Origin of the sequence: Celeribacter persicus (genome assembly GCF_003050785.1) — a bacterium.
GTDB classification, from domain to species: Bacteria; Pseudomonadota; Alphaproteobacteria; order Rhodobacterales; family Rhodobacteraceae; genus Celeribacter; species Celeribacter persicus.
This window is the reverse complement of the sequence record NZ_QAOH01000034.1, coordinates 1-16,824: the sequence shown is the minus strand read 5'-3', so window position 1 is coordinate 16,824 and position 16,824 is coordinate 1. Positions and strand designations below refer to the sequence as shown.

Sequence of the window (16,824 nt, the reverse complement as noted above, 5' to 3'; positions counted from 1 at the left end):
GAAACAATGGCCTGGCTGGAGAAACAGCTCGCAGCATAAATGTGTCTGTCCGAGGCGTAAGTGCGACTTGTGGCAAAGTTTGCAACAGAGCCCCCGTGGCCCCGTGCAGCAGCAGACTGGCCCGGGGTGCATCGGATGCCGGATACCAGGTCCCGATAAGTGTGGCTCCGTCCGCCGGAATGGTGATTGTCTGCGCGGCCTGTTCCAAAACTCTCGCTTTCCTTGCATTCTTCCTCTGCATTGGACCGACTGGTCTACGCAAGCAATAGACCAATCGGTCCAATGGCGCTATCTGTTTTGTCATGAGTGACCCAACGTCCCGCGACAAGCTGATCCGCACCGCCTCGAACCTCTTTCGCCAGAAGGGGTATTCGGGCGTTGGTCTTTCGGAGCTTCTCAAAGAGGCGGGGCTCCCGAAAGGGTCGCTCTATTACCATTTCCCGAACGGCAAACAGGAATTGGCCGAAGCCGCGACACGCTGGGCTGGGGCGTGGCTGGAACGGTTGCTCGATGCGACCTTCGCGCAGGCCGAAAGCTTTAACGAAGGTGCGCTCATGGTCTGCGACGCCATTGCCACCGAGGTAACGTCACAGACTCATGTCCCGGCCTGTCCCGTGCTCAGCATCCTGCAAGCCGCTCCGCTGGAACCGCGCCTCCAGATCACCGCGCAGGAGGTCTATGGCAGCTGGACGAAATGTATCGAGAAACACGCCAAACGGTTGGGGCATGCCCGGCCCGACGACGCCGCCTTTTCCTTGCACTGTCAATTGCAGGGCGCGTGGGTCATTGCCTATGCCCAACAATCAAACGCGGCTTTTACCCAACTGGCGCGGGAACTCAGGACAAAATTTTGAATTTTGTCGAGCCAGACATCTGTGTTGGGTGCAGTAACCTTATGCTTCGACGTTGCGCTGCGCTTCTGCTCAAACCCGGAAACTGGTTTAAGCAGAAACGCCTTAGCTCAGGATTTTCCGGAACCGGGCCAGCACCATAGACAGGGCGACGATCGACATCGCCATCATCGCGGCAAGCTGTCCAATCACGAGATCCAACCCTGCGCCCCTGTAGAGGACGGATTGTGCAAAGGAGACGAAATGCGGCGAGGGGCTGATCGTGCGCATGACAAGTTGTAGCCAGTCGGGCATGGATTCGAGCGGGGTTATGCCCCCTGACAGAAGAATCATGATGACGATGACCGGAATGGTCAAAAGGCCGAATTGGCCCATGTTATGGGTGAAACTCGCGAGCATCAGACCAAGCGAGGCCACCGACACGACATAGATCGCGGCACCCAGAACATAGAGCGCCAGAGAACCGGCAATCGGCACCCCCATTGCCCACTGCACCACCACCACGAGGCTGAACACGGAGGCAAAAAGGATCACGCCGCCGGTGGCAAAAATTTTCGACAGGACGATCTCATGCGGACGCACGGGCATCACAAGCACATGTTCGATGGTGCCACGTTCACGTTCGCGGATCAAAGACGCCCCGGACAAGATCAGCATCAGCATCGTGACGTTGTTCATCAGCTGCATCACGGAAGTGAACCAGCGCGCGGTCATGTTCGGATTGAACCGGCTGCGGAGCACCACATTCACCAAATCATCGCTGGCGACGCCCGGCGTGAGATAATCGGAGACGGTTTCGGCCAGCAGCTGGGTCATGAAGGACGAGCCATTGCCCGCAAAGGCCACAGCGGTGGCATCCGCAAGAATTTGTATCTCCGCCTCATCGCCCCGGCGCAGATCGCGCTCAAGATCGGGGGGCAGAGAGACGACCAGAACATAGTCGCCATTGGTCTGCGCCTCTGCCGCCTCCGCCGGGCTCAAAAGCACGGGCGTTGCAAAGAGGGGCGCGCGGATTTCGTCGATGATCCGGGCTGAAAGCGGGCTGTGGTCTTCATCGACCACAGCGACGGACAAGTCCTTCACCTCCGTCGAGCCGGCATCAGACACAAGCCAGACGGCCGCGCTGAACACGTAAAGTATCAAGGCGACCATCACGAGATCGCCGCGGATCGCACGCAGCTCCTTGACCGTCAGGAGGAGGATATTGGCGAGGCTTTTCAACATGTCAGGCCTCCTGCTTGCGCAGAGCAAGCACAGATAGGGTGAGATAGATCAGGCAGAACCCCGCGATGACAAGGATGTTGATCGCAACATCGCCGAAACCGAAGCCTTTGAGGAAGGTGCCGATGGAGATCGGCTGGAACCACGCGCCGGGGAAGGACAAGCCTACGATGCGCCCCATAGGTGCAAGCGTGGAAACGGGGGTGATCAGGCCGGAGAAGTTCACCGTCGGAATGATGGACAGCACCGCTGTTGCGAAGACCGCCGAGACCTGCGTGCGGGTAAAGCTCGACATAAACTGCCCAAAGCCAGTTGTGGCGATGACATAGAACAGCGCCGCAAGCCCAAGCGCAGGTAGGCTGCCATGCAGGGGCACGCCGAAGACCCAAAGGCCAAGCCCCGCCAGAACCCAGAAATTGAACCAAGCGATGATGATATAGGGGATTTGCTTACCGACGAGGAACTCCACCTTGCGCACCGGGGTGGCACGGAAATTGGCAATCGTTCCGGTTTCCTTTTCGCGCACGACCGAAATCGCCGACATGATCGCCGGGATCAGCATCAAAATGAGCATGAGCATCGACGGCACCATGGCATGCGCGCTTTTGAAAGCCTGATTGTAGAGATAGCGAGTCGTAATCGACAGGCTGTCGGAGCTTTCCGTGCCCGTTTCGGTGGCAAGATCGTCGGCGAATTGCCTGAGAAGGCCAAGCGCATAACCCTCGGCGGTTTCTCCACGGAACGGCATGGAACCATCGATCCAGAGCGATATTTCCGGCGCGCTTCCCTGATGCAGCGCTTTGCCAAAGCCATCGGGAATTTCCAACGCCACTGTCAAGTTACCCCGCTCCATCCGCTGATCCAGCGCGTCAAGCGAGGTGAAATCGTCCTTTTGATCGAATTGGGGAATGGAGCTAAACGCCTCGATAAGGCGGCGGCTTTCCGGCGTGTGGTCCATGTCGTTGACCGCAAAGCTCAGCTTGTCGACATCAAAGGAAATCCCGAACCCCATGGTAATCAACAGGATGATCGGCCCAGCAAGAGCAAAGAACATCCGGATCGGATCACGGATCAATTCCAGCGTTTCGCGCGAGGTATAGGCCCAAAGACGGCTCATCGCGCGTTGCACTGCATTGGGGGCGACGGCCTCGACATCGTTCTTCAAAGCATCGGTGTCCGCCGCGCCCTCATCGGCCTGCGTCTCTCCTTCAAGCGCCGCGATAAACGCCTCTTCCAATGTCTGTGCCCCGCGCCGTTCGGTCAGCTCCTCGGGGGTGCCGACATCGAGCACGCGCCCGGCATGCATAAGCGAAATCCGGTCGCAGCGTTCCGCCTCGTTCATGAAATGGGTGGAGATGAAGATCGTCACACCCTCGTCACGCGACAGCGAAATCAGCTTGCGCCAAAACGCATCGCGCGCCAGAGGATCAACCCCGGAGGTCGGCTCATCTAGGATGAGTATGCGCGGCTCGTGGATGGTCGCGACCGCCAATTGCAAACGCTGGCGGATCCCCAAAGGCAACCCGTCGGGCATCGACGCCGCCACCTCGGTCAGTTCGAATTCGTCCAAAACCTCGCGCACTCGCTCCGCGCGGCGCTCGGGTGGAATGTGATAGAGCTTGGCGTGCAATTCGAGGTTCTGCCGCACCGTCAGCTCGGCATAGAGCGAAAAAGCCTGCGACATGTAGCCAATGTCCTGGCGCGCGGCCATGTCGCCGTTCTCAAGCTCTGCGCCAAAGAGTTTCGAGCGCCCTTCCGTCGGCTGCAACAGCCCGGTGAGCATTTTCATCGTCGTCGATTTGCCGCAGCCGTTGGAGCCGAGAAAGCCGAAAATCTCGCCTTCCGGAATGGTGAAACTGACATGATCGACGGCGGTAAAATCGCCGAAACGCTTCACCAGTTCGAAGGCCTCGATGGCCGGCATCGCACCGTCTTTTTTCGGCAGAGGCCGCAGGGTTACTCCGACCTCCTCGCCCTCCTCTTTCGGCAACATTTCGATGAAGGCCTCTTCGAGTGTCGCCTTGCCCGTCTGCGCGCGGATTTCCTCAGGCGTTCCCGTAGCGATCACCTTGCCGTCGTTCATGGCCGCCAGCCATTCAAAGCGTTCCGCCTCTTCCATATAGGCGGTGGCGACCAGCACACTCATGCCGGTGAGCTTGGCGCGGATGCGATCAATAAGCTCCCAGAACTGTCGCCGGGACAAAGGGTCCACCCCGGTCGTCGGTTCGTCAAGGATCAGCAGGTCAGGATCATGGATCAGCGCCGCGCAAAGCCCGAGCTTCTGCTTCATCCCGCCCGACAGCTTGCCCGCCGGACGATCAAGAAATGGCCCAAGCCCAGTGGCTTCGGTCAGCATCGCGATGCGTTCGCGCCGTTCGGCCTGTTTCTGTCCAAAGAGGCGCCCGAAGAAATCGAGGTTCTCGCGCACACTCAGCGTCGGGTAGAGGTTTTTGCCCAGCCCCTGCGGCATATAGGCAATCCGCGCGCCCAGGGTGCTGCGGGCACTGGCGTCGCACATGTTATGGCCGAGCACCGTGACCTCGCCCGCTTGCGCTTTGCGTACACCGGCAATGAGGCCCAGAAGCGTGGATTTCCCGACCCCGTCCGGACCGATCAGGCCAACCACTTTTCCGGCGGGAATGTCGAGTGTCACATCGTCGAGCGCAAAGACCGCCTTGTAACGATGCGACACGGCGTTCAGGCGTGCCACATACCCCATATCGGATCACTCCGGCACGTTGACGGTCAGATGCTCCGGCCAGTCCACGTCAGGTTCGGTGCGCACAAAACCGATGCCCCGCACCCCGCTTTTGATCAGGCTCTCGTATTTCGCCAAAAGCGCACGCGGCACCGAAAGTTTCACCCGGAACACAAGCTCTTCGCGCTGCTCCTGCGTTTCGACACTCTTCGGCGTGAATTGCGATTGCGGTGAGATGAACGTGATCGTCGCGGGAACGACATAGTCGGAAATCGGATCGAGAATGAGCCGCGCCTCATCGCCCACCGCCAGCGTGCCGATCACCGTCGCGGGCAGGTAGATGTTCATGTAAACATTGCTCAGATCGAGCATGGTGACCACAGGATAGCCCGCATCAATCACCTCGCTTGGTTCATGCAGGCGATACAGCACCCGGCCTCTCAGCGGCGCGGTGATGGTCAGATCGTCGAGCGCCAATTGCACCTGGTCCTGATCCGCCTCAGCGGCAGCGATGGACGCCTTGGCATCTTCGATTTGCGCCTTGGCCATCTCGACCGTGGCCTTGGCGCTGTTGAGCGCATTGGTCGCATCGTCGAGTGTGCTTTGCGATGTGGTTCCACTGTCATGCAGCTTCACCACACGGTCATAGGTGGTTTGTGCCACGGAAAGCGCGCTTTCGGCCTGCATCAGTGTCGCCTGCGCCACCGTCAGCCCGGCATTGGCACGCAGCACGGCCGCCTTTGCTGCATTGAGCTGGGCCGTAGCGTCCGCCGTGCCCATTTGCGCGATCACATCGCCCGCAGACAACAGATCACCCTCCGCCGCCGTAACACTGTCGATGCGCCCGGCATATTTCGTGGCGACATCGACGGTTTGCGCCTCAATGCGGCCGTTGGAACTATAGATGCCCTCCTCACCACTCGATTTGCCGAATTTTTCGAGCAGTGTGTCGAAGTCGGGCCCAGCGGTTGCTGGTGCGGCAGTGACAGAAAGAAACGCTGACAGAAAACTTGCAACGACAATGCGAAGGATTGGGGGATGTAATGTGGACAATACGGACATGTTTGCGGCCTCTTCTCTCACAGGCAGGAGTCTTTGTTTATGGCGTTCGCTAAAGCGTTTCTCAAAAAACTTGAGGCACTCAATTTTTGAGAAACGCAGCACTATCAATTCAGTGTGGCAACGTTTTCCACTCAATCTGATTCAGATTAAACGAAAAACGCTTTAATTCTCTATACCTTCCGAAGGGTCCTCGTAACACATTATAAATGACAAATGTGTCATTTTGTCTTTGACCGTATGGGTTTTCTTCATTGAACCTGCTGGAACACAGAAAGGCGAGACATCTTTGCTCAATGGCCCAGACGGGGAACTTCGATAAAACCATGTGCTAACGCGTTTCGCATTAAATTTGAATCACAGATTTTGTGTGAAGCGCTCACAACGTTTATATGTTGCACTGCGTTTTCTTTTTCCCTGGCTCAGATAAAAAGAAAAACGCTTTAGACACAGCCTTGGCGGTTATCCCGTTCCCAAAAGATAGGCGGCCTGCGTGCGGTCGAACCAGGCCCCTTTGCAAAGGCTGATTGCAACGCCGCACGCAGGCTCAGACGTTCGGCCAAAGCGGCCTGTGGATCGGATGCAATCAGCGCGTGGATGTCGCGCGGAATTGCCGCCGGGGACAGATCGGCGCGGGGCGGGCAGGGTCAGGATCGGAAAGGTTTTGTCGCTCAGGGTTTGGTTTGAAACTTTGAAAGGGGTGACGAGTGGCAGGTTGACAATGCGCAACTCGGCCGCCTCGATTTTCAGCGGGGTGAAGGAAGGGGGCATTTAGGGTTTCGGGGCAATCAGCGGGTTTTGGAGATGACACGGGCGAAGGTTTCGCTGTCGGCATGGGAGAACAGCTTTTCGGGCGGTCCCTGTTCGGCGACGCGGCCTTCCATGACGTTTTCCAACACGGTGCGATGGGGCGGCGGCGGTCAAATCCGAAGCAGTCGTGGGAGATGCATGGCTGAATTTCCAAACCGGCTGAGGGTCTGGGCTTGGATGAAATCTAAAGTCGCCCGTAATTTGGGCACATTAAGCATGGCTTTGAGGAAACTCAAATCGCTTTATACTTCCTTGTTGAACATGAAGGCCGGGCTGAGCCCGGTCTTTTTGTGCCGAGATTCCGATACGCTGTACACGTCATGCCTTTCTTTTTATGGATCAGGTTAAACGCGTGACGGTTCGGGTATGGCCAATCATAATTCACCGTCAGACTCACTGTGATCACACGACCCGCGTCTGTTCTGTCATTTATAAAGAGAGATACCCGCCGGGGGCCGGCGGGCAGGGATTGGTGATCAGAGTTCGGTCATCAAGAAACTGCCCCGCACCCTCGTTTATTCGCCGCCTGTGACGATGGACTTGCCGCCTTTATAGGCGAGTTTACCGGCGCCAACCGCGCCTCTGGCAACGAGTTCGGTGCCTGCGGCGGCAACGTCGACGGTGTTGCCGATCACCTGATCGGAAGAACAGGCGGACAGGCCAATCCCGGCCGACAAAAGCAGGGCGAAGGTCATCTTACGCGTCACATGCAGCGTCATAATCAGTCTCCTTGTCTGGACAAGAATGTCATGTTGAGCCGGAAACCGTCCCGCCGGGCACTCTCTTTTCGGGTCTCATGCACGGTGGTCCGTTTCCACACTGCGAAAATAGGCAATTTGATTGAATTAGAAAAACGAATAAGAAATATAGTTAAAGTAAAAATAAATCATAGGTAATGTCATGGATATCGCGCTCATTCGAACCTTTCTTGAAGTGGCTGCGACCGGGTCTTTCGTGAATGCCAGTGAGCGGCTTTTCGTGACGCAATCCGCGATCAGCCTGCGTATCCAGCGGCTGGAGGATTCCCTGGGCAAACAGCTTTTTACCCGCTCGAAAGCGGGCGCGGAGTTGACCTCTGCGGGGCGGGAATTCGAGCGCTATGCCCTGTCCCTGATCAAGATCTGGGAAGAGGCGCGGCAACAAATCGGTGTGCCGGAGGGCTATACGAAGTCGCTTACGATCGGCGCGCAATATTCGCTTTGGCCGCGTCTTGGGTTTCAATGGATCGACGAGATGCAGACCAAGTTGCCGACGCTGAACATCCGGGCCGAACTGGGGATGCCGGATCGGATCACCCGTTTTCTGGTCGAGGGGGTCGTTCAGGTCGGTCTTCTTTATACGCCGCAACTTCGGCCCGGTCTGACCGCGCGCAAGGTGTTCGATGAGGAGCTTGTGCTTGCGGCCTCTTTCGAAACCGATCTCGACGGGTTGGCGGAGCATTATGTATTTGTCGATTGGGGGCCTGAGTTCGTTCATGCCCACGCGCTTGCCCTGCCGGATCTGACGAACCCCGGTCTGACCCTGTCCCTTGGGGCGATGGCCGCGGATTATGTGGCAAGGCGTCATGCCGCGGCTTATCTGCCAGCGCGCTATATCAAACGCTATCTCGATGCGGGGCAGCTGCATCTTGTGCCGGATGCACCGTTTTTTCCCTATCCGATCTGGTCGGTCTGGCGCGACGATATTGACGAGGACGTGCACCGTGTGGCGGAAGCGACGCTTGCGATACTCCAGGCGCGGATCGATGCGGAGCATCACGCCGTCATCGCACAGCTGGAAACCATCAGCGAAAGCGGCACGGCGGAGGTTCTTGGCAGTCACCCGCCGATCATCCATGGGTAAATCTCGCTTTATACCTAATTATTGTGAATTTTTGTTGTTTTAGGAAAGCCTGTACATCCTGACCCAGCAGACATGCTCCGGACCGAAAGGCCGGACTTCACTTGAGCTGGGAAAGGAAAGACCCATGAAATACGAACTTCAATCTGGCGTTGCGCTGTTGGCCCTTCTTGCCGCCCTCTCTTCCTCTGCCGCGTCGGCGCAAACACTCACCGGCCGCGACACCGTCGCGGGCGATCTGAACGAAGACCTGATGGAAGCCATCGAAGACGTTGCCGAGCGCGATCTCGACCGTTTCGGCAATGAAGGTCGCCCGCAAGGTTTCAGCGGCTCTGTCGCGCTGCGCAGCATTGCGGAATCCGGCAACAACGAGAGCCTGAACGTGGGCATCGGGTCTGACATCAACTATGTCTGGGGTCCGAACGGCATCGAGTTGCAACTCAACTATGCCTATAGCGACGACGACACCTCGGAGGCGGAAGAGTCCCTGTATTACGGTCTTGAGTACACCCGTGACTTCGCCCCGACGCTCTTTGGCTTTGCCAAGGTTCAGGGCTCTGTCGACAGTGCAACGGACGCGCAATATGAAACCGACACTTTCGCGAGCTTCGGTCTCGGCTACCGCGTGTTCAATGACAAAGACGTGCAATGGTCCGTTCAGGCGGGTCCGGGCTATCGTTTTGCCGAACTGTCGGACATCGGTTCGGCGGACATCAGCGAAGGCGCCTTTGGCATCGGCTCTGACTATGCACATAAGTTGACGAACACCTTGTTCCTGACCAATGACACGGACATCATCTGGTCCGAATCCGACACGGCACTCATCAATGATCTGGCGCTGAATGTCGCGATGACCGAAACGCTGGCCCTGCGCACGAGCCTGCTGACCGAATACCATTCGGAACCGGGTGCGGCCAAACACACCGACAACACGTTCGGCGTCTCTCTGGTCTATTCCTTCAACTGACCGAACAATCCCTCGCAACTTCGGGGCGGAGCAATCCGCCCCTTTTTTGCGTGCGTGAAAGGCTTTAGAGCTGCAATGGCCAGAACACGGGGACGAGCAGCACGGTGACCAGCCCCGCGAGAATGTTCATCGGAAGACCGAGCCGCAGAAAATAGGTGAACTTGTAGCCGCCCGCGTTATAGACCATCGTGTTGGTCTGATAGCCGATCGGCGTGGCGAAACTGGCGCTTGCGCCAAACATGATCGCCACGACAAAAGCGCGCGGATCGAGGCCAAGGGTCTGCGCCACGCCGACACCGATGGGTGTCATGATCACGGCCACGGCGTTGTTCGTCACCACCTCCGTCAGAACAGAGGTGGCGGCATAGATCAGGGCCAGCGCGAGCAGCGGGCTCAGATGGGTGAGCGGCCCGGAAATCGCATCCACGATCATCTCCATCGCGCCGCTGTTCTGCATCGCGTTGCCGAGGGCGAGCATACCGACGATCAACAGCAACAGCCGCCCGTCGATGGCCCCAATTCCCTCATCCGGCTCCACGCAGCCGGTGACCAGCACAATCGCGGCCCCGATGATGGCCAAAGGCAGGATCGGAGCAAGCTCAAGTGCCGATCCGAGCACCACAAGTGCAAGAACGGCGAGGGCGAGCGGCGCCTTGCCGCGGCGAAAGGCGCGGGCCAGCATGGGGGCCAGAAGGATCAGTTGTTCGTCACGCGCCAACCGTTCGATGTCATCAATGGTGCCATCGAGCAGAACGGTGTCGCCGGGTGCCAGTGTCAGGCCGCTTTCCGCCAGATCGAGGGCCGCGCCATGGCGGTGCACGGCGATGGCATAGACGCCATGGCTGCGCCGCCAGCCGAGATCGAGGATGGGGCTTTTGCGGTCATTGACCAGGGCCTCGATCACCTGACGGCGGCGGGCCGACGCCGGTTCGAGGCCAGGCATGGCCAGCCCACCGCCGACATTCGCGCGATAGCCCGCCACCTCCGTGTCGGTCGTGTGCAAGACCACATGATCGCCGGCTTGCAGCACCTGTGCGGAGAGATCGCGCCGCAAAGAGACATCTTCGCGGATCAGATCGACGAGGCGGGTGCCGCTGCGGCGGAAATCCGGGACATCTGTCACCTGACGGCCGATCAGGGGCTATCCATGGGGGACAAAGAGAACGACCTGCCAGGAGCGCCCGGCGCGCAGGGCGCGGGTGTCGGACAGGGCCACACGGTCCGGCAGGAACCGTGGCGTGGCGAGTGCAAGAAACAGCCCCCCGATCACCGTCAGGCAAAGGCCGAGCGGGGCGATTTCCAAGAGACCGAAGGGAGCAAGGCCAAGCTGTTGTGACACGCCATCGACCAGAAGGTTGGTCGAGGTGCCGATCAGGCTGCATGCGCCGCCCATGATAACGATGAAGCTGAGCGGGATCAGAAACCGGGAGGCGGAGGTTTCAAGATCCCGGGCGAGGCCGAAAATGACCGGGATCAGCATCATGACCACGGGGGTGTTGTTCATAAAGGCGGAGGCCAGAGCCGCGAGGGCGAAAAAAACCGTGATGGTGGTGCGGGGCCTGCGCGTCATGCCGCGGTAGAGGACGCCTGTGACGGCATCCAGCACCCCGGTGCGCACGAGGGCCGCGCTCAGGATGAACATCGCGCCGATGGTGGCAGGGGCGGGGTTGCTCAGCGCGGACAGCAGCTCATCGGTCTGGATCAGCCCGAACAGCAGAGCGAGGGCGACACCACATAAGGCGACCACTTCGGCGGCGATTTTCTCGATCAGGAACAGCGCGAAGACGCCACAGACGAGCACAAGCGCGCCGAAGGGTTCATAGGGGCCAAGATCAAGGAACATCGCGAAAATCACCTGAGGCATACCGAATTGTAGAGGGGCTATCGGCAAGGCGCAGGTGGTTTGGCGCCACCTCTTTCGTCACCTGGGCTGAGGCGGGCAAGTCTGTCGTATCTGGTGGGGTCACGGCCAGAGCCACCATATGTAGGCCCCGTAACCCGCCAGGAGGACAGCCCCTTCGCGGCGCCCGATGCGCAGGCCAGTGGCGGAAACCAGAAGAAAGAGCAGTGAGACGCCGACCATCACCGGCGCATCGAAGCGCGAAATGGCCTGGGGCATTTCGGAAGGGGCGATCAGGGCGGTGGTGCCGCCGATGCCGAGGAGGTTGTAGATATTCGACCCCACGACGTTTCCAAAGGCGACGTCGCCCTGTTTTTTGAGGGCTGCGACGACCGAGGTGACAAGTTCCGGCAGCGAGGTGCCGACCGCCACGATCGTCAGGCCGATGACCGTTTCGGCCACGCCGATGCCACGGGCCAATGCCACGGCCCCATCGACCAGAAGCGCGCTCCCTGCAACCACAAGCACCAGCCCGGCGAAAGCGATGCCGAGGGCCATCGCGAGAGGCCGCCCGCGACGTGGCGTTGTCAGATCCGTCTCCGTGTCCGGGAGGGTTCGCTCCTGACGGATGACGAGCCAGAGATAGCCCGCAAGCACCATGACGAACAGGCCACCGGCCAGCCGCCCCATGGGAACCACTTGCGCCATCAGTGTGAAGGCCAGCGCGACAGCCAGCATCACCATGGCATCCCGCATAAGCGCGGCGCGACCGACGATGACCGGATAGATCATCGCGGAAACCCCGGCGATGAGCAGGATATTGGCGATGTTGGAGCCAACGATATTGCCATAAGCAATGCCGGGGGAGCCGATCAGCCCGGCCTGTACGGATGTCACGAGCTCGGGCATCGACGTGCCGAAACCGACGAGGGTCAAGCCGATCACCAGAGGGGATACGCCGAGCCTTTCGGCGGCCTGAACGGCGCCGCGCACAATCAAATCCCCCCCGGCGACCAGAAGGATCAGCCCGACCGCAAGCGGCCCCCAGATTTCAAACATGATTTGTTTTCCCCTGCGAGACGACACCTGGTCTCTGACGTGCAGGTGGCGTGTCTGAGCTGACTGTGCAAGTGGGGCATGACAGAATATTTCGAAGGGACACTCATCATCGGGATGGCTCTCAAAATCAGTTATCTCAGATCCATCTTCAGCCGAGGAGCTTCTCCAGCTCTTTGCCTTGTGCGGCATGCTTTTGGGGGTTTTCTGCTTTCAGCTTGTTCACGTTGATGAGCTTCCATCGGACCGCTGGAAGCTCGGCCGCCTGAGGGCGATCGATCGCGTCGAAATCCGGTTCGCCTTCGTGCAAAGTTTTCAGAAATCTCTTCGCGTCCTCATCGAGGCGGGATCGAATATCCCCGATCAGGCGGTCGCGCGTTGTGATCAATTCCGTGAGGTCGACTGCGTCCTTCGTCATGCCCTCGAACTCTCGCGCATAGGGCTGATCCAGATCGATCAGGTTGGGGTTCAAAAGTTCGTGCGGTGGGCGGGGTGAACTCGCCACATAGATCAGAAAGGTGCGGAACAACGCGTCGGTGAACCCTTCGTTCTCGTAGAGCAGTTTGACGTCGTAGAGGTCTCGCGGATGCTGGCGATCTAGGGCCGCATGTAACTTGCCGCCGAACAAATCCTCGAAGGAAACGATGTTCATCGCCGCATATCCGAACGCCTCCTCGACGGCTTCGGAGACGTCGCGTTGTTCCGGATCATGCACGACGCCCCGGGTGACGGGGGAGGTTTCGATCTTGATTTCGGCTGTGCCGAGGCGGGCGAGCGCACGCGTGGCGCCGCCGCCACCGCCGGCAATGCGCTGCGCTTTGGCGCCGGTGATTCCGCTTTCGATGGCGGCGGCAATTCGGTCCATCGCGTCGTTGATCTCGACGAGGCTTTCGGCGCGGTCCTTGACAGGCAGATAGGTCAAATCGATATCGACCGAGAGGCGCGGAAGGTCGCGATAGAAGAGGTTGATAGCCGTCCCGCCCTTGAGCGCAAATATTTTCTCCTTTGCGACATACGGCAGTATCCGCACGAGCAGCGCCACTTGGGCGGCATAGTCTTCACGCGCCATGACCACGTTCCTTTCCTACAAACTCTTCGGGCACCATGATCCTGTAGCGCGGATGTATCTTGCCGCCTTTGACCAATGCGCGATCCCCGCTGCCGAGGTCGAACTCTTCCGGATCGAGACGCTTGCGCCAAGCATGGTCGTGGCGGTCGGCGAACACGAAGAACAAGCGTTTGACCTTGATCTTCTTGCAACTTCTGAGCAGTGCTGAGAGGGTTCTCGGCCGCAACGTCGTCAAGCTTTCGAACACCATGTCGAGGTTGTGAAAGCTCTCCTGATCCGGCAACTCGTCCAGCGCCTCTAAGATCGCGCGTTCCGGCGAGGACATCACCAGTTTCCAGTCCCATGGCAGGGACGATGCTGTCTCGTTGAGATTTTTTCGTGCGTCATTGACACCCAACTCTGGATCGGAGAACAGCGATACGCTGCGTGTGCGGAGTTCGGCGTTGAGCGGCAGTTTTTCGAGCCAGTTGGGGATTTTTGAGCCGTAGAGCCAGACTGTGCTTTTGTCGCCGAGTGAGAGATAGTGCGCATAGCCTTGCAGGCCCAATGCCGTCGTCCCCCCGACATGGACAGGGTAGTGCATGATGTGCTGGAGTGAGAGCAGGCAGGTCTTCCAGTCGAGCGTATTCGTGGTGGCGCTGCCTGGTGAGGGACGGCGGAAGACGCCGCGTCCAAGGCGTTCTAGCCAGCCGCGTTGGACATAGGCGTACGACGAACGCCGGCCTATCCCGTGGTGCTCCAGCCAGGCGGAGTCCACGAGGAACCCAGTGGGGACAGCCTCAAGAAGGCTCTTTAGTTTTTCGTGTTCTTGTCCACTCATGGGCGACATAATGATATATTTTTAAAGATGCCGCCACTTGTTTCTGTGATAACCTGTGAGATAGTCCGTCAAGGATCGACAAATTCTAAAATTCTCAAAGAGACAGATGGTTGTTGGCTTTGACACTTACCAGCAAAGCAGGGGTCACTGCATAAAAGTGACCCCGACCAGGGCCCAGTTTGCGGACGCGATCAAGGCCGCCGCTAATCTTGGTGAGCAGTCGTTGGCCTTCACCGAAATTGAGATGGGCGTGCTCTGCGCCATCGCCTATCATCAGCCGATCGACCGGGCGGGTCTGGCAGTCATCTTCGGCAAGGAGGTCAGCCGCGATCTGCTGGCCCGGCTGCGCTACAAGGATCTGATTACGAGCGGGCCCAGGTCGCCGCGTCCCGGACCGCCGCATACCTTCGTGACCACGGAGACCTTCCTAGTGACGTTTGATCTGGAAAGCTTGCGTGACCTGCCAGAACTGGAACTCCAAAGAAATGAGGGTTGAGTAGCATTGAAAGGCGAACACGAATGACAACCGAATGGGAGTGGATCGTCCCCTTCAAGGGACGAAACCATTCAGGGTCCGTCGAACAGAACTTTCTCTGCAGAGCAGGTAATGTCTACGTGATGGACAATCATCGTGCAGCCCTGTGGTGCTGGCTGCAGGAACTCGATCTCACCGCACCCCATTCCCTCATACACATTGACCGTCATCCCGACGCGCTTCAGAGCCGTTTGGACGAGTGGCTTAAGCATTTGCCAAGTTGGGCGGCTGGGATCGACGCTTACCTCAGTGTCGAGAGTCACCGGAGTTGTCCTTTTGCTCCGTGCCAACGCTTTGGAAACACGCGGCCAGATTTCGGATCGTCAACCAAAGTGCCCTTTTTCGTCACGGGTCCTGTCCGGGGGGGGGGGGGCGCAGCCCGAGGGGCAGCTATGCGGACCAACCGCCATTTCGCTGCGGCTGCACCAATGTCCGCAGTGGCACCCTTAGCTAGGACCGCACGCCTACCTTTACGCTAACGGCTTCGGGATTGGCGGCATCGTAGATGTCGTAGTCTGCGAGATAAGATCGGTCGAGATCACCGCGCCAAATAGCTTGCCATTGCGAGATCAAAGACTGCGGCTGCGGACCTTTCACCTCGTATGTGACGATAGGCTGTCTGGGCACTTCGGCGATGTGAAGACCCTCCGGCGCATCTGTCAACGTGGCGCGATAGCCAATGGTCATGCGGTATGGATCCATGAAGCTGCCTTCATAGTCGTGGTAGACGCAGAAGACGTCTTCGGAGGCATCAGCCCCGACCTTTGTGCGAACATCGCTTGCATGGAAAGCTTCCCATAGCGCCCCAATAGCTGCGGGGTCATCATTCCTGACCACTTTCGACAGGCCAACAACAGCGAACCCCTCTTCTTGCATTTGAGACATTCTGCTTTCCTTTCGGTGAGCTTAGATTAAACTAAGATAAATTATGTCGGAGTTTATAATGCAGCTCTCTGAAACTGTCGAGTGGGGACTTCATGCCTGCCTTGCTCTTGCGATGATGCCGAAAGGTGCGCGCCTTCCGGCGCGTGCTTTGGCGGAATACCACGGGATCAAGCCTAGCTATTTTTCTAAGGCGATGCAGAAGCTTGTAGCGGCAGGGATCATTCAATCTGTGGAAGGCCGGTCTGGCGGCTTGGCTATGGCCAAACCGGCTGAAGATGTTTCACTTTTACAGATCGTGGTGGCCCTAGAGGACCATAAGACCTTCTTTCGTTGCACCGAAATCCGTCGGAAAGGACCGTGCGCAGCGGCACCAAAACACTACCGAACGCCCTGCAACATCGCGCGGGTTATGCACAAAGCGGATGCCGAATGGCGGCGTGTTCTTGCGACAACCAGCCTTGCAGATTTGAGACAATCCGCCGCAGCAGAACCAATTCCCGGTGTAGATAAGGCAACACAGGATTGGCTCGCTGAAACCGGCGCTGTCCGGGGACTTTAGATGCGGACGCAAAGTCGGAGCGATGCGTATCCATCCGGTCAGAGTGTCGGGATTGTTCTGATGATCGCAGCAAGGCTCTGTTGCAAACTTTGCCACAAGTCGCACTTACGCCTCGGACAGACACATTTATGCTGCGAGCTGTTTCTCCAGCCAGGCCATTGTTTCAGCCATGACACACGGCCCAACGCCGAAGGCCCGCTCAATCATGCGCTTCTCACCAATGGGATCGCGGGTCAAATTGTACGCCCGTCCCTGACCTTTTCGTAGCGCCCGCATCACCTCGAAACCTTTGATCGTGGCATAGGCAGTCTTCATCGTCTTGAACCCACGCACCGGTTTGATCAGCTGCTTGAGCTTGCCGTGATCAGCCTCAACGACGTTGTTCAGATACTTGACCTGACGGTGCTGAACGTCGCTTGCGCACTTACCCTCTTGCTTGAGTTCAGCCAGCGCAGCGCCATAGGTCGGCGCCTTGTCGGTGTTGATCACGCGCAGTTGCTCCCAACTTTTCAAGCCTTTCTGAGCTGCTGCCGGTTTCGTGGACACCGAGATAAGGTGTTAATGAAACTGGAGAATCTACATGACAAGAAGGATGTTCAGCCGCGAGTTCAAACA

General features: G+C 58.4%; 16 protein-coding genes and 1 pseudogene. 6 read left to right on the top strand and 11 right to left on the bottom strand.

The window, feature by feature from the left end; genetic code table 11:
* The first annotated feature begins 302 nt into the window (after positions 1–302).
* Entirely contained in the window at positions 303–854 is a 552-nt protein-coding gene (locus C8N42_RS19815) for a TetR/AcrR family transcriptional regulator (RefSeq protein WP_107818157.1), read from the top strand.
* 102 nt (positions 855–956) lie between these two features.
* On the opposite strand, the gene C8N42_RS19810 is transcribed toward C8N42_RS19815, so the two are convergent.
* From C8N42_RS19810 to C8N42_RS19785, 4 genes are all read right to left on the bottom strand, one after another.
* On the bottom strand, positions 957–2,075 hold the full coding sequence (locus C8N42_RS19810) for an ABC transporter permease (protein ID WP_107818156.1): 1,119 nt from the start codon (positions 2,073–2,075) through the stop codon (positions 957–959).
* Position 2,076: 1 nt separating this feature from the next.
* Positions 2,077–4,791 carry a ribosome-associated ATPase/putative transporter RbbA gene (gene rbbA, locus C8N42_RS19805; protein WP_107818155.1) on the bottom strand — a complete coding sequence of 905 codons (2,715 nt, stop codon included), beginning with the start codon at positions 4,789–4,791 and terminating at the stop codon, positions 2,077–2,079.
* 6 nt (positions 4,792–4,797) lie between these two features.
* Positions 4,798–5,832 (bottom strand): HlyD family secretion protein, encoded by a 1,035-nt coding sequence (locus tag C8N42_RS19800; protein WP_107818154.1) that lies wholly within the window; start codon positions 5,830–5,832, stop codon positions 4,798–4,800.
* 1,322 nt (positions 5,833–7,154) lie between these two features.
* A complete protein-coding gene (locus tag C8N42_RS19785; protein ID WP_107818153.1) occupies positions 7,155–7,358 on the bottom strand; it encodes a hypothetical protein in 204 nt (67 codons plus the stop codon).
* 181 nt (positions 7,359–7,539) lie between these two features.
* On the opposite strand from C8N42_RS19785, the gene C8N42_RS19780 reads away from it, so the two are divergent.
* Both C8N42_RS19780 and C8N42_RS19775 read left to right on the top strand, forming a co-directional pair.
* Positions 7,540–8,481 carry a LysR family transcriptional regulator gene (locus C8N42_RS19780; protein WP_107818152.1) on the top strand — a complete coding sequence of 314 codons (942 nt, stop codon included), beginning with the start codon at positions 7,540–7,542 and terminating at the stop codon, positions 8,479–8,481.
* 124 nt (positions 8,482–8,605) lie between these two features.
* Positions 8,606–9,445: a DUF481 domain-containing protein gene (locus tag C8N42_RS19775; RefSeq protein WP_107818151.1), complete on the top strand. Its 840-nt coding sequence runs from the start codon at positions 8,606–8,608 to the stop codon at positions 9,443–9,445.
* A gap of 64 nt (positions 9,446–9,509) precedes the next feature.
* Here C8N42_RS19775 and C8N42_RS22025 read toward each other — a convergent pair whose 3' ends face one another.
* From C8N42_RS22025 to C8N42_RS19755, 5 genes are all read right to left on the bottom strand, one after another.
* The gene (locus C8N42_RS22025; RefSeq protein ID WP_245890313.1) at positions 9,510–10,568 is read right to left on the bottom strand and encodes an SLC13 family permease; all 1,059 of its coding nucleotides are present in this window, start codon (positions 10,566–10,568) and stop codon (positions 9,510–9,512) included.
* Between the two features lie 18 nt (positions 10,569–10,586).
* Positions 10,587–11,288 carry an SLC13 family permease gene (locus C8N42_RS22020; protein ID WP_245890312.1) on the bottom strand — a complete coding sequence of 234 codons (702 nt, stop codon included), beginning with the start codon at positions 11,286–11,288 and terminating at the stop codon, positions 10,587–10,589.
* 120 nt (positions 11,289–11,408) lie between these two features.
* Positions 11,409–12,344, bottom strand: a complete 936-nt coding sequence (locus C8N42_RS19765) for a calcium/sodium antiporter (protein ID WP_107818150.1) — start codon at positions 12,342–12,344, stop codon at positions 11,409–11,411.
* A gap of 148 nt (positions 12,345–12,492) precedes the next feature.
* Positions 12,493–13,410 (bottom strand): nucleotidyl transferase AbiEii/AbiGii toxin family protein, encoded by a 918-nt coding sequence (locus tag C8N42_RS19760; protein WP_107818149.1) that lies wholly within the window; start codon positions 13,408–13,410, stop codon positions 12,493–12,495.
* Positions 13,400–14,230, bottom strand: a complete 831-nt coding sequence (locus C8N42_RS19755) for a type IV toxin-antitoxin system AbiEi family antitoxin domain-containing protein (protein ID WP_107818158.1) — start codon at positions 14,228–14,230, stop codon at positions 13,400–13,402. The genes C8N42_RS19760 and C8N42_RS19755 overlap by 11 nt, the downstream gene beginning before the upstream one ends.
* Positions 14,231–14,387: 157 nt before the next feature.
* On the opposite strand from C8N42_RS19755, the gene C8N42_RS19750 reads away from it, so the two are divergent.
* Positions 14,388–14,726, top strand: coding sequence for an SMC-Scp complex subunit ScpB (locus tag C8N42_RS19750; protein ID WP_342747983.1), 339 nt, complete (start codon positions 14,388–14,390; stop codon positions 14,724–14,726).
* Positions 14,727–14,749: 23 nt separating this feature from the next.
* Positions 14,750–15,244 (top strand): peptide arginase family protein, encoded by a 495-nt coding sequence (locus C8N42_RS22240; protein ID WP_107818147.1) that lies wholly within the window; start codon positions 14,750–14,752, stop codon positions 15,242–15,244.
* Here the strand turns inward: C8N42_RS22240 and C8N42_RS19740 are convergent.
* The gene (locus C8N42_RS19740; RefSeq protein ID WP_107818146.1) at positions 15,216–15,650 is read right to left on the bottom strand and encodes a GyrI-like domain-containing protein; all 435 of its coding nucleotides are present in this window, start codon (positions 15,648–15,650) and stop codon (positions 15,216–15,218) included. The genes C8N42_RS22240 and C8N42_RS19740 overlap by 29 nt on opposite strands.
* 58 nt (positions 15,651–15,708) lie before the next feature.
* Here C8N42_RS19740 and C8N42_RS19735 point away from each other — a divergent pair, with 58 nt between their 5' ends.
* Positions 15,709–16,209 carry an RrF2 family transcriptional regulator gene (locus C8N42_RS19735; RefSeq protein ID WP_170109385.1) on the top strand — a complete coding sequence of 167 codons (501 nt, stop codon included), beginning with the start codon at positions 15,709–15,711 and terminating at the stop codon, positions 16,207–16,209.
* Positions 16,210–16,335: 126 nt separating this feature from the next.
* On the opposite strand, the pseudogene C8N42_RS19730 reads toward C8N42_RS19735, so the two are convergent.
* Positions 16,336–16,734, bottom strand: a pseudogene (locus tag C8N42_RS19730) (DDE-type integrase/transposase/recombinase); the annotation flags it as partial.
* Positions 16,735–16,824: the final 90 nt, after the last annotated feature.

Excerpts from the sequence above, each read along its gene's own strand:
- C8N42_RS19815 (WP_107818157.1), top strand. The coding sequence starts at position 303 with ATGAGTGACCCAACGTCCCGCGACAAGCTGATCCGCACCGCCTCGAAC.
- C8N42_RS19810 (WP_107818156.1), bottom strand. The coding sequence starts at position 2,075 with ATGTTGAAAAGCCTCGCCAATATCCTCCTCCTGACGGTCAAGGAGCTG.
- rbbA (WP_107818155.1), bottom strand. The coding sequence starts at position 4,791 with ATGGGGTATGTGGCACGCCTGAACGCCGTGTCGCATCGTTACAAGGCG.
- C8N42_RS19800 (WP_107818154.1), bottom strand. The coding sequence starts at position 5,832 with ATGTCCGTATTGTCCACATTACATCCCCCAATCCTTCGCATTGTCGTT.
- C8N42_RS19785 (WP_107818153.1), bottom strand. The coding sequence starts at position 7,358 with ATGACGCTGCATGTGACGCGTAAGATGACCTTCGCCCTGCTTTTGTCG.
- C8N42_RS19780 (WP_107818152.1), top strand. The coding sequence starts at position 7,540 with ATGGATATCGCGCTCATTCGAACCTTTCTTGAAGTGGCTGCGACCGGG.
- C8N42_RS19775 (WP_107818151.1), top strand. The coding sequence starts at position 8,606 with ATGAAATACGAACTTCAATCTGGCGTTGCGCTGTTGGCCCTTCTTGCC.
- C8N42_RS22020 (WP_245890312.1), bottom strand. The coding sequence starts at position 11,288 with ATGTTCCTTGATCTTGGCCCCTATGAACCCTTCGGCGCGCTTGTGCTC.
- C8N42_RS19765 (WP_107818150.1), bottom strand. The coding sequence starts at position 12,344 with ATGTTTGAAATCTGGGGGCCGCTTGCGGTCGGGCTGATCCTTCTGGTC.
- C8N42_RS19760 (WP_107818149.1), bottom strand. The coding sequence starts at position 13,410 with ATGGCGCGTGAAGACTATGCCGCCCAAGTGGCGCTGCTCGTGCGGATA.
- C8N42_RS19755 (WP_107818158.1), bottom strand. The coding sequence starts at position 14,230 with ATGAGTGGACAAGAACACGAAAAACTAAAGAGCCTTCTTGAGGCTGTC.
- C8N42_RS22240 (WP_107818147.1), top strand. The coding sequence starts at position 14,750 with ATGACAACCGAATGGGAGTGGATCGTCCCCTTCAAGGGACGAAACCAT.
- C8N42_RS19740 (WP_107818146.1), bottom strand. The coding sequence starts at position 15,650 with ATGTCTCAAATGCAAGAAGAGGGGTTCGCTGTTGTTGGCCTGTCGAAA.
- C8N42_RS19735 (WP_170109385.1), top strand. The coding sequence starts at position 15,709 with ATGCAGCTCTCTGAAACTGTCGAGTGGGGACTTCATGCCTGCCTTGCT.